This window comes from Aeromonas sp. HMWF017 (assembly GCF_003061465.1).
Classification (GTDB): Bacteria; Pseudomonadota; Gammaproteobacteria; order Enterobacterales; family Aeromonadaceae; genus Aeromonas; species Aeromonas veronii.
Map to the genome: position 1 here is coordinate 1 of NZ_QAJD01000005.1, position 10,622 is coordinate 10,622.

At 59.4% G+C, this 10,622-nt stretch carries 15 protein-coding genes; 12 read left to right on the forward strand and 3 right to left on the reverse strand.

Features of this window, described 5'->3' with window-relative positions; all coding sequences use genetic code 11:
- The coding region (locus DBR30_RS00380; RefSeq protein WP_181363458.1) for a VOC family protein at positions 1-233 on the forward strand (233 nt) is incomplete at its 5' end.
- Between the two features lie 78 nt (positions 234-311).
- Here DBR30_RS00380 and DBR30_RS00385 read toward each other — a convergent pair.
- Both DBR30_RS00385 and DBR30_RS00390 read right to left on the reverse strand, forming a co-directional pair.
- A complete protein-coding gene (locus DBR30_RS00385; protein ID WP_005335659.1) occupies positions 312-632 on the reverse strand; it encodes an SMR family transporter in 321 nt (106 codons plus the stop codon).
- A complete protein-coding gene (locus DBR30_RS00390; protein ID WP_108540368.1) occupies positions 629-1,015 on the reverse strand; it encodes an SMR family transporter in 387 nt (128 codons plus the stop codon). Before DBR30_RS00390 ends, DBR30_RS00385 begins: the two co-directional genes overlap by 4 nt.
- A 158-nt stretch (positions 1,016-1,173) precedes the next feature.
- Between DBR30_RS00390 and DBR30_RS00395 the strand changes: the two genes are divergently transcribed.
- From DBR30_RS00395 to ppa, 3 genes are all read left to right on the forward strand, one after another.
- Positions 1,174-2,055: a LysR family transcriptional regulator gene (locus tag DBR30_RS00395; protein ID WP_108540371.1), complete on the forward strand. Its 882-nt coding sequence runs from the start codon at positions 1,174-1,176 to the stop codon at positions 2,053-2,055.
- Positions 2,056-2,164: 109 nt separating this feature from the next.
- Complete coding sequence (locus DBR30_RS00400) at positions 2,165-3,745, forward strand: DUF3369 domain-containing protein (RefSeq protein ID WP_108540374.1); 1,581 nt, start codon at positions 2,165-2,167, stop codon at positions 3,743-3,745.
- 216 nt (positions 3,746-3,961) lie between these two features.
- The gene (ppa, locus tag DBR30_RS00405) at positions 3,962-4,492 is read left to right on the forward strand and encodes an inorganic diphosphatase (RefSeq protein WP_005335667.1); all 531 of its coding nucleotides are present in this window, start codon (positions 3,962-3,964) and stop codon (positions 4,490-4,492) included.
- A gap of 29 nt (positions 4,493-4,521) precedes the next feature.
- On the opposite strand, the gene DBR30_RS00410 is transcribed toward ppa, so the two are convergent.
- Entirely contained in the window at positions 4,522-4,869 is a 348-nt protein-coding gene (locus DBR30_RS00410) for a hypothetical protein (protein ID WP_108540377.1), read from the reverse strand.
- Positions 4,870-5,008: 139 nt separating this feature from the next.
- On the opposite strand from DBR30_RS00410, the gene DBR30_RS00415 reads away from it, so the two are divergent.
- The 8 genes from DBR30_RS00415 to DBR30_RS21445 all read left to right on the forward strand — a co-directional run.
- Positions 5,009-5,899 carry a hypothetical protein gene (locus DBR30_RS00415; RefSeq protein ID WP_005335678.1) on the forward strand — a complete coding sequence of 297 codons (891 nt, stop codon included), beginning with the start codon at positions 5,009-5,011 and terminating at the stop codon, positions 5,897-5,899.
- 220 nt (positions 5,900-6,119) lie between these two features.
- On the forward strand, positions 6,120-6,662 hold the full coding sequence (locus DBR30_RS00420) for a YtfJ family protein (protein WP_064335472.1): 543 nt from the start codon (positions 6,120-6,122) through the stop codon (positions 6,660-6,662).
- A 44-nt stretch (positions 6,663-6,706) separates the two neighbouring features.
- Positions 6,707-7,006 carry a DUF2607 family protein gene (locus DBR30_RS00425; RefSeq protein ID WP_108540380.1) on the forward strand — a complete coding sequence of 100 codons (300 nt, stop codon included), beginning with the start codon at positions 6,707-6,709 and terminating at the stop codon, positions 7,004-7,006.
- A gap of 31 nt (positions 7,007-7,037) precedes the next feature.
- Positions 7,038-7,634, forward strand: coding sequence for a DUF2796 domain-containing protein (locus tag DBR30_RS00430; RefSeq protein ID WP_108588145.1), 597 nt, complete (start codon positions 7,038-7,040; stop codon positions 7,632-7,634).
- A 4-nt stretch (positions 7,635-7,638) separates the two neighbouring features.
- A complete protein-coding gene (locus tag DBR30_RS00435) occupies positions 7,639-8,328 on the forward strand; it encodes an ABC transporter ATP-binding protein (RefSeq protein ID WP_005362918.1) in 690 nt (229 codons plus the stop codon).
- Between the two features lie 76 nt (positions 8,329-8,404).
- Entirely contained in the window at positions 8,405-9,652 is a 1,248-nt protein-coding gene (locus tag DBR30_RS00440) for an ABC transporter permease (RefSeq protein ID WP_108541697.1), read from the forward strand.
- Positions 9,653-9,684: 32 nt separating this feature from the next.
- Positions 9,685-10,158, forward strand: coding sequence for a DUF3299 domain-containing protein (locus DBR30_RS00445; protein WP_108541696.1), 474 nt, complete (start codon positions 9,685-9,687; stop codon positions 10,156-10,158).
- A gap of 104 nt (positions 10,159-10,262) precedes the next feature.
- A partial coding sequence (locus DBR30_RS21445; protein ID WP_258224244.1) for a DUF2806 domain-containing protein occupies positions 10,263-10,622 on the forward strand: 360 nt, incomplete at its 3' end.

A 10,622-nucleotide genomic window follows, 5' to 3' on the forward strand; every position in this document is an offset into this window, starting at 1 on the left:
AGCTGGAGCTGTTCAGTTTCCCCTCGCCTCCCGAGCGCCCCTCCCGCCCCGAGGCGTGCGGCCTGCGCCATCTCGCCTTTCGGGTCAGCGACCTTGACCGGGTCATCGCCCACTTGCTGGCCCATCGGGTCGAGGTAGAGCCGGTACGGGTGGACGAGCTGACCGGCAAGCGCTTTACCTTCTTCGCCGACCCCGACGGCCTGCCGCTGGAGCTCTACGAAGCGCCGCGCTGAGCCTGCATCGACCAAGCAATCAGCCAAACAAAAGCCGCCCGGTTGCTACCGGGCGGCTTTTCTTATTGCTTCAGGTTATCAGGCGGTAGTCAGCATAACGACAGCCAGCGCCATCACCATCATGCCAGCCCAACCGATGGGCTTGAGCCGCTCACCGAAGAAGAGCAAACCGCCCAGCGCCGTACCGACGATACCGATAGCCCCCCAGGTGGCGTAGGCAACAGCCAGGTCAATCTGGCCGCCACTTACCGCTTCCGAGAGCAAGGTAAAGGCGCCGAGTACCAGCATGATCCCCAGGAATCCCCACCCCTTGTAACGAAAACCCTTGGAGCGGTTGATAGCCATGTTGGCGCCGATATCGATCAGTGCGGCACCCAGTACAATCACAAACGGACTCATGCTGTGGCCTCCGCGTCTACTGACTTGTCTGCGGGCTCATTATGGGTCTCCCCCATGGTCACCATAACAATCCCCACTATCGCGAGAGCCAGGCCAATCAGCTCCTGAGCGGTCACATCGTAACCAAGGAACATGACCGACACTATGGTGATCAGGGTGATCCCGAGCCCCTCCCAGAGCGCAAACGCAATACCAATGGAGATTGTTTTGGCGGCTTTCGCCAGCAACCAGTACGAGAAGCCGATCAACAACCACATCGGGATGTAATTCATCCAGCCAGCTCCCTGCTCGGGGATCATGGCCATGCTGGAGGTACCGGCGACCTCGGTCACGATGGCACCGGTCAAAAACAGCCGGGCCAGAAACATACGACTTAATAACATATAAGATGCCTTTGTTGCTTCGACGGGAGAGATGGTAAACGGGGAGAAGCAACTCGCAACAATCGCTCAGCGTCGATTATTCCGACGCCACAGGTTTGCCTTGCCTTGGTTCGGCACGCTAAGGTGATGGTGAAAAACTCCGCCACAGCCTGTAAAACATGAAGCTATATCAGATAGAACTCTTTGTAGAGTCAGCCAATAGCGGCTCTATTGCCAACACCGCCCGTCGCCTCGGCAAAAGCCGCAGCGCCGTCAGCACCGCCATCGCGGCGCTGGAAGTTGAGCTTGGCGTCGAACTTTTTGAACGAGGCGCTAATCAGAGTCGCCTGACCGAGATCGGCGAGCTGGTGCTTGATGATTGCACCCGCCTGCTGCAGGCAGCCAACAGCCTGCAGCAGAAGTGCAAACATTACGCCTCGGGGGCCGAAGTGGCGCTGCGGGTTGCCCGCGATGACGCCATTCCCGAGCCGGTGTGGCGCGAGATGCTGGCCAGCCTGCACAATCAGTTTCCCGGTACCAGTATCTCGCTGGTGCTCGCCTCCCCACCCGAACTACCGACGCTGGTGGAAGAGGGATTCGTCGATGCCGCTTTTGGCCTCATTACCGAAGATCAGGAGCGCAGCGGTCTCAATATCGACGTGCTCAACCCGATCCGCACCCTGATGGTGGTGGCACCCAGCCATCCGCTGGCCGGACTGAAGCGGGTCAAACAGCAGGACCTGACCGATCACACCCAGGTAACCCTCTCGTATGTAGATGAATTTTCTGTAAAAAGCCTGCTACCTGTGGGAGGGCAGCATATCGGTCTCTCCAGCTTCGAGTTGATGCGCAATGCGGTGCTGGATGGGCTGGGCTGGGCAGTGCTCCCCTCGCCGCTGATCCAGAGTCAGCTGCGACAAGGCTCCCTGCTGACCCTGAAACACAAGTTCAGCCTGCAGTGGCGGGATTACGGGGTCTATCTGGCGGAAAACGCCTATCACGGCAAGGTGTTGGCCTGGTTGAAGAAGTCGATCCAGGGGTATCTGGAACCTTTCGAGTAGCGATAAAGAGGCGGAGCCAGCTCACGATATCTACTTATCCTGATGATCCGAGCGGATGTGATCGTGCATACTGTTCACATACTCATTGAGCGCCGGAGGCGTAACCGATATGAGCAGTGCCCAAGACAAGGACGATATCTTGCTGGACGACGATATCATCGAACTCGATGATGAGGAGGTCGTGGTCCCCAAGGCACTCAACCCATGGCAAGTGCTGATCGTGGATGATGAGCCGGATATCCATCATGCCACCCGCCTGGCCCTCTCCAACATTCACTACAAATCCCGTCCGCTGGAACTGCTCAATGCCTACAGTGGCGCCGAAGCTGGCCGTATGCTGGAGGCCAATCCCAGAATTGCGCTGATCCTGCTCGATGTGGTGATGGAGACCGAAGACGCAGGTCTACGGCTGGTGCACCGGATCCGCAACGAAATGCACAACTCGCTGGTGCGGATCGTGCTGCGTACCGGCCAGCCCGGTCAGGCCCCCGAGCAGCGGGTGATCCTCGATTACGACATCAATGACTACAAGACCAAGACCGAACTTACGGTACAAAAGCTCTATACCACTGTCATCGCCTCCCTGCGTTCATACGAAACCCTCAGTGCCATCGACAAGAGCCGTCAGGGGCTCGGCAAAATTCTGGAAGGGGCGGGCGATCTCTACCATCTTCATTCACTCAAGGAGTTTGCCTCCGGCGTGCTGAAACAGATCAGCGCCATTCTCGATGTGGGCACCGAAGGGGCTATCTGCGCCGAGCGCCGTCCCGGCGAACAGGGGCTGGAGATCCTCGCCGCCACCGGTGACTACGAGACTCTGCTGGATGATGGCAAGATCACCGACTTTCCCACCCTCAATGACTCGGTTCTGAAGGCACTGGCGGCGCGCTGCAACCGCTTTGAACACCCGCAGGACTCCCTCTATATCGCCGCCCAGAATGGTCGCGAGTTCGTGCTGAGTTTTACCCCGACCCAGCCTCTCGATCCCCTCGAATGCGATCTGCTGGATGTCTTCTGTCAGCGCATCTCGGCGGCCTATGACAATCTCTATCTCTACAACCAGTTGCTGCGCGCCCAGGAGGCCACCGTGGTGGCGCTGGCGGCGCTGGCGGAGTTTCGCGACTCCGATACCGGCGAGCATGTCTTGCGGGTGCAGAAACTCTCGGATGCCATCGTGGCCGAATTGAAGCAGATGGCAGCCTATCCCGAGCAGCTGACCCCGGAGTTTGTCGAGATGATCGGCATGGCCTCCATCCTGCACGATGTGGGCAAGGTGGGCACCCCGGATCATATCCTGCACAAGCCCGGCCGTTTCGACCCGGAAGAGCGGACCATCATGGAGCAGCATGCCGGTATCGGCGCCAATATCCTGCACAAGGCGGGTGAAATGGTGGAGGGAACCAGCTACCTCTCTCTCGGCGCCGAAATCGCTCGGGGCCACCATGAGCACTTCGATGGCAAGGGCTACCCGCAGCAGCTGGCTGGCCAGCAGATCCCGCTGTCGGCGCGGATTGTGGCGGTAGTCGATGTATTCGATGCCCTGCTCAGCAAGCGCCCCTACAAGGAGCCCTGGACGCTGGCGCAGACCATGGAGTATATCCAGTCCCGCTCCGGCACCCAGTTTGACCCTCATGTAGTGACAGCCCTGTCGCGACTGGTCAACGAGTCGAGACTCCCCTACTCGCTCTGACCCTCTTTGCTCGCAACTCCACATGCCCTGCCGGTGACCAAGGTCAGCGGGAGGGCATCAAAACAGCCGTTTTGTTGCATCCCGCACACATCAAAGCGCCGCAAACCGGAAACATCCCCCTTCTTTGTTAGCGATAGCCGCTGAAATATGGTCATTTAACATCACATCGCTATAATATCGGCCTGCAAACCTGATACTAACAACGAAGGAATTATCATGAGCCTGAACCTGGTACCGGCTGGCAAGAGCCTGCCCGACGATATCTATGTCATCATCGAAATCCCGCAGAATGCCGACCCGATCAAATACGAAGTCGACAAGGACAGCGGTGCTATTTTCGTCGATCGCTTCATGTCTACCCCGATGTTCTATCCGTGCAACTACGGCTACGTGAACGCGACCCTCTCTCTGGATGGTGACCCCGTCGACGTACTGGTTCCGACCCCCTACCCGCTGCTGGCCGGTTCCGTCATTCGCTGCCGCCCGGTTGGCGTGCTGAAGATGACCGACGAATCTGGCGAAGATGCCAAGATCGTTGCTGTACCGCACTCCAAGCTGACCAAGCAGTACGACCACATCCAGGATGTGAACGATCTGCCGGAACTGCTGAAAGCCCAGATCCAGCACTTCTTCGAGCGCTACAAAGAGCTGGAAGCGGGCAAATGGGTCAAGGTGGAAGGTTGGGGCGACAAGGCCGCTGCCGAAGCCGAGATCAAGACCTCTGCCGAGCGTTACGCTGCCAAGTAAGCGTCACTCGGTTTGTAAAAAAAGGCGCCTTATGGCGCCTTTTTTGTTGGTGTTTGCGGCAGCTGACCGGCTGCATCTTCGGCAGGATTGCCCTGAATGTATATTTCACGGCCATCTTTCTGGTAGGGACGATAGTAATCACCGCCACAGCGATAGCCGCCGCCCGGCTGGCTCATCAGCTCGCAGTTGACTGGCAATACCTCCAGCCACTTGATGGCCTGCTGGTAGCGCAGCCACTCCTGCCATTCGTGTTCGCGCGCCAACTGATCGCGCAGGGCAAAGGTATCCGCAACGGACATCCCCTTGTTGACAATCACCTGACCCGCCATGGCTGGCAGGCTGAGCAACCCCGACAGCACTATGATCCAAGGCTTCATAACTCCTCCAGAGTGACTTAATTTCACAATTAAATTAAAAGTCACATCAATCTGTTATCCAGATCACAAAACGAAACATCACCAAAGTGGTGCCGGCTCACCTAGTTGTTAATTATCGTCCACGGCAGGAAGCACCACCATGAAGCTGACCCCCGCGCTGTTGCTCAGCCTCACTCTCTGCACCACTCTTGGTGCTACAAGCAACGCCAGCGAAATCAACATGAGCTGGCAGTGGCAATCCACCGATGGCCAGCGCAAGCACTTCCAGCTGACCACCGACGATCAGGTGATGGCCGCCAGTCGCCACGAGATGAGCCTGCTGAAGGCCTCTCTCACCAATCCGCTGGAGACCCTTTACGCCTACATCAGCCCGCGGCTCTACAACAGCATCAACCTGATCAATCAGAGCAGCCCCGAAACCGCCACCAAGTTTCGCAATCTGGAGCAGGCCTTCACCCTGCGGGACGACAGCATGGAATCGCTGCTGTTCTGGCAAGCCTACCAGCAGTATCAGGAGGATGCCTTCTACCAGATGAGGGTGATACCCTGCGTCCATCCGGCCAATCGCAAGCTGCCTTGCGTGCGACCCGATTACTCCCAGCTCTTCTACCACTTCAAGGGGCATCTAAAGCCGCTGGCACAGCAGTTTGCCGCCAAGGATCTCGCCACCAGCGTCAGCCTGCTGCAGGAGTGGCTGAACGCCATCCCGACCCAGCCGGAGCAGCTGGATCACTTCGCGCCGCCGCTGCAGGCACTGCAAGATAACAAGGCCGACAGCGACGAGAAGGCGCTGCTGATGGCCAGTCTGCTGGCGGAGCTGGCGCCGCAATATGTGCTCAGCATCATCTATCCGGATATCAGCATCGGCAGCGTCTCCCCTGCCTGGCTGGCCATTACGGCAGACAGTGGCGTACCCGGTGATGTGGTGGTGATCAACAATCAGCGCCATGTGCTGCTGACCGGCTCGTCCCTGCTGGCCCAGCAGATGACCATGGCCAAGATCCCCCTCATCAGCGAGTCGCTCTACTGACGCAGACAGCTCAGACCAGCAGCCAATTCATTGATTTTTATCGATGTCATGCCATCCTAGCCGCCCTTGCCAGCAAACCCCCTGACTGGCGGGGCGCCGACGCTTCTGAATCGCGATCTTATTTAACACTTTTTAAACAGATCCGATCAGTTTAGGATGAAGCTCGCCCATTCCCTCAATCCGAAACTCGTTATAACATAACAAATGGAGTGTCATCAGGATGAAACATCTCGTACTTACTTTGGCGCTGCTGCCATCTCTGGTCTTTGCTCACAACTTCAAGGATGGCAACCCGGTTCCGCTGGTCAATATCAGCGACAAGGGTGAGCTGGTACTGAACGGCAAGGATATCGGCTACCAGCCGTGGCAGAGCACCTCGCTCACCGGCAAGGTGTTCCTGATCCAGCATATTGCCGGTCGCTCCAGTGCCAAGGAGCTGAACGCACCGATGATCGAGGCGATCAAGGCCGCCAAGCTGCCGCAAGACAAGTACCAGACCGTTACCGTCATCAACAGCAATGACGCCATCTGGGGTACCTCCGGCTTCGTGAAGAGCAGTGCCGAGGACAGCAAGAAAGAGTTCCCCTGGTCCGCCATGGTGCTGGATGCCAAGGGCATGGCGCGCAACGCCTGGGATCTGACGCCGGAAAGCTCGGCGATCATCCTGCTGGATAAAGAGGGCAAGGTGCTGTTTGCCAAAGATGGCCAGCTCGATGCCAACAACATTGCTACCGTGATGGGGCTCATCAAGTCCCATCTCTAAGTCAGAGAGAAAGGGCGCTGATGGCGCCCTTTCCATAAGGGTCTATGGGTCGTATCAAGCTGAAAATCTGGATCTTGCTGCTGGGCTGGTTATGGCTGCAGCCTGCCCTTGCCCGGCACCAGTTTGAATCCGCCCTGCCCGGCCACGATGACCATCACTGCCTGATTTGCGCCCTCCATCTGGATGGCAAGCAGGTCATCACCGCTACCCCCTATTGTTTCCCCGGTTCGACCTCTGTTCTGCCTGTTATTGCAACCATGCAACGCTCGGCGGATACCGCCACGCTTCACAGCTATGCCATCCGCGCGCCGCCCGCCTCTGCTTCTCTCTATCCCTTTGTTTAATTTCGCTATTTATTTTGAAAAAGGATTAAAGATGAAAGCAGTTACTCTGTTGCTGGCCGCAGCGGCCTTTGGCGCACACGCAAATCACGACGAACACGAGAGCCACAGCCACGGCGCCCACGAGCATGGCCACGGCCACCTCAATCTGGTGGTCGATGGTGACCAACTGATGATCGAGCTGCAGGCACCTGCAGCCGATCTGGTGGGCTTCGAGCACGCCGCCAAGAGCGATGAAGAGAAGGCGCAGTATGCCAAGGCGGTCGCCCGCCTCCAGCAGCCTGATGCCCTGTTCCGCTTCGACCCGGCCGCTGGCTGCAAACTGACCCAGCAGGAGCTGCAAGCTGCCAAAGAAGAGCATGATCACGACCATGACCATGACCATGACCATGACCATGACAAGGCTGCCAGCGACGAACATGAACACCACCATGATCATGACGAAGCGGGTCACGCCGATATGGGCGCCATGTACACCTACACCTGCGCCACACCGGCCAAACTGACCGGCCTTGAGGCGACCCTGTTCAGCGTCTATCCGAGCCTTGAGAAGCTGAGCGTGCAGGGGATCCTGCCCACCGGCCAGACCGCAGGCGAGCTGACCCCATCCGCCAACAAGCTGAGCTGGTAACGCCATGAAAAAAGCCGTGGTTGAGATCCGCGATCTGGCCTTTGCCTGGCCAGGTGGCGACGCTGTACTCGATCTGCCCGCCCTCACCATCCGCGAGGGTGAGCGGGTCTTTATCAAGGGCCCGTCGGGCTCCGGCAAATCGACCCTGCTCGGGTTGCTGGCCGGGATCCAGACCGCCAACCACGGTACCCTGGAGGTGCTGGGCCAACCATTGGCCCGGCTCTCTGGCCGTGCCCGTGACCACTTCCGGGCGGCCAATCTGGGTTATATCTTCCAGCAATTCAATCTGCTGCCTTTTCTCTCGGTGCAGGACAACGTGACTGCTGCCCTCACCTTTTCGCCCGCCAAACGGGCTCGCCTGCAAGGGAGTCCGGAGCAGGAGGCGCGCCGTCTGCTGGCGGAGCTGCAACTGCCGGACGAGGCGCTGCATCGCCCCGTCCATGCCCTCAGCATCGGCCAGCAGCAGCGGGTTGCCGCCGCGCGGGCGCTGATCGGCTCGCCGCCACTGGTGATCGCCGACGAGCCCACCTCGGCCCTCGACACCGACAACCGGGCGGCCTTTATCAAGCTGTTGTTCGAGGAGTGCGACAAACAAGGCTCAACCCTGATCTTCGTCAGCCACGACCCTTATCTCGAACCCCTGTTCCCGCGGGTCGAAAACCTGCAACAGCTCAACCGGAGGGCATCATGCTGAGCACCGTTCAACACTGCATCTCCCTGATGAATGCCATGCGTACCCACGCGGTACAACAACAAAACCGGAGGGTCACGTGCTAAAGCTCGCCCTGCAAAGTCTCTTGGCCCGCCGCCTCACCGCTGGGCTCACCCTGCTGGCCGTCGCCATCAGCGTCACCCTGCTGCTCGGGGTGGAGCGGGTGCGCACCCAGGCCCGTGAAAGCTTCTCCAACACCGTCTCGGGAACCGATCTCATCGTCGGCGCCCGCTCCGGTCAGGTGAACCTGCTGCTCTACTCGGTGTTTCGCATCGGGAACCCCACCAACAACGTGGGGTGGGACTCCTATCAGGCCATCAAGCAGAAACCGGGCGTGGCCTGGACCATCCCGCTTTCCCTTGGCGACTCCCACAAGGGATTTCGGGTGCTCGGCACCAATGGCGACTACTTCACTCACCTGAAGTACGGTCAGCAACAGTCGCTGCAACTGCGCGAGGGGCGGCCATTCGACACACCGTTTGAAGCGGTACTCGGCGCCCAGGTGGCCGAGAAGCTCGGCTATCACCTCGACCAATCCATCGTCATCGCCCACGGTGCCGGCAACACCTCGTTCAGCCAGCACGACAATCTGCCGTTCAAGGTGGTGGGTATTCTGGCGCCGACCGGCACGCCCATCGATCGCACCATCCATGTGCCGCTGGCGGGGATTGAGGCGATCCATCTCGGTTGGGATACCGGCCGCCACAGCAAGAACGTGACGCCGGAGCAGGCGCTGGCGCAGGATCTCACCCCGAAAACCATCACCGCCTTTATGGTGGGCTTGAGCAACCGCATTCTGGCGTTCCAGCTACAGCGCAGCGTCAACACCTATCCCAAAGAGCCGCTGATGGCGATCCTGCCGGGGGCCGCCCTGCAGGAGCTGTGGAGCCTGATGAGCGTGGCGGAAACGGCCCTCTCGGTCATCGCCGGTTTCGTGGTGGTGGCGGGCCTTATCGGCATGCTGACTACCCTGCTGGCTGGGCTTAACGAGCGGCGCCGGGAGCTCGCTATTTTGCGATCCCTCGGTGCGGGCCCTGCTCACCTGTTCCTGCTGCTGGCGCTGGAGGCAATGGCGCTGACCACGGTCGGCATCGCCCTCGGGGTCGCCGTGCTCTATCTGGGGCAGGGGCTTGCCTCGCCCTGGCTGCTCAGCCACTATGGCCTGCAACTGAGTCTGGGGCTGCCGAGCACCTACGAGTGGCAATTGCTGGGGGTAGTCTGGCTGGCAGGCATGGTGATCGGCCTGCTCCCTGCCGCCCGCGCTTACCGCTACAGCCTGAGCGATGGCATGAGCATTCGCGTCTAGCGAGACGCCCAAAAATAGAAACAGAAGGACAGATGATGAAGTGGAAAATTGTGGCGCTGCTCGCCAGCCTGCTGGTGCTGCCCGCCCTGGCCGCTGATTACAAGACCATCGACTGGGATGTGCTCATCCCGGAAGGGGAGAAACTGCTGCCACCGCCCCAGGTCAATCACGAAGATCCCATGTCGGTTCCGCAACCGGTGGGCGGGGTAAACAAGAAGCTGGACAACCAGGATGTGCGCATTCCGGGCTTCGTGGTACCGCTGGAGGGGGATGCCAAGAAGATCACCGCCTTCCTACTGGTGCCCTACTTCGGCGCCTGCATCCATGTGCCGCCGCCCCCCACCAATCAGGTGATCTATGTGAGCTACCCCAAGGGTGCGCCGGTGGATGATCTGTGGGATGCCATCTGGGTGAAAGGCAAGATGCGCACGGTCAGCTCCAGCCACGAGATGGGCACCGCCTCCTATTCGATGGAAGCGGTCGAGGTGAGCGTCTACGAGGAGTAATCCTCCCGTTGCAAAAAAAGCGGCCTCCACGGAGGCCGCTTTGTTATCTTGGCATCCAGGTTGGAGTAACATTCAGCTCCAGAACCTGTGCGAATGGAGTCAGCATGGCAGACCTCCCCCCCCCAAAAAAAGAGAGTTCGATCCTGAGCAGCCAGGAGCAGACCCTGCGTCTGGCCCGCAGTCGCGGCATCGACGGCATGCTCACCCGCAACAGCGACAGCACCTTCGAACAGCGCGCCACCTTTCGCCATCTGGCGGATCAGGCCGCTCGCCAGCGCAATCTGGAAGCCATCATGGTGATGGCCTCCCGCCACTGCGAAGAGACCGCTGCTGGCGGCGAGATGGACAGCGACTGGCTGACCCGCTTCCTGCAACTGGTGGAAGACATCAGCATGGTGCCGATGCAGCAGCTATGGGGGCGGATCTTCGCGCTGGAAGTCGCCACCCCGGGCCGCTTCTCCATA

Coding starts and splice junctions, on each gene's coding strand:
- ppa (WP_005335667.1), top strand. CDS start 3,962: ATGAGCCTGAACCTGGTACCGGCTGGCAAGAGCCTGCCCGACGATATC.
- DBR30_RS00420 (WP_064335472.1), top strand. CDS start 6,120: ATGAAACATCTCGTACTTACTTTGGCGCTGCTGCCATCTCTGGTCTTT.
- DBR30_RS00425 (WP_108540380.1), top strand. CDS start 6,707: ATGGGTCGTATCAAGCTGAAAATCTGGATCTTGCTGCTGGGCTGGTTA.
- DBR30_RS00390 (WP_108540368.1), bottom strand. CDS start 1,015: ATGTTATTAAGTCGTATGTTTCTGGCCCGGCTGTTTTTGACCGGTGCC.
- DBR30_RS00435 (WP_005362918.1), top strand. CDS start 7,639: ATGAAAAAAGCCGTGGTTGAGATCCGCGATCTGGCCTTTGCCTGGCCA.
- DBR30_RS00410 (WP_108540377.1), bottom strand. CDS start 4,869: ATGAAGCCTTGGATCATAGTGCTGTCGGGGTTGCTCAGCCTGCCAGCC.
- DBR30_RS00445 (WP_108541696.1), top strand. CDS start 9,685: ATGATGAAGTGGAAAATTGTGGCGCTGCTCGCCAGCCTGCTGGTGCTG.
- DBR30_RS00415 (WP_005335678.1), top strand. CDS start 5,009: ATGAAGCTGACCCCCGCGCTGTTGCTCAGCCTCACTCTCTGCACCACT.
- DBR30_RS00385 (WP_005335659.1), bottom strand. CDS start 632: ATGAGTCCGTTTGTGATTGTACTGGGTGCCGCACTGATCGATATCGGC.
- DBR30_RS00395 (WP_108540371.1), top strand. CDS start 1,174: ATGAAGCTATATCAGATAGAACTCTTTGTAGAGTCAGCCAATAGCGGC.
- DBR30_RS00400 (WP_108540374.1), top strand. CDS start 2,165: ATGAGCAGTGCCCAAGACAAGGACGATATCTTGCTGGACGACGATATC.
- DBR30_RS00430 (WP_108588145.1), top strand. CDS start 7,038: ATGAAAGCAGTTACTCTGTTGCTGGCCGCAGCGGCCTTTGGCGCACAC.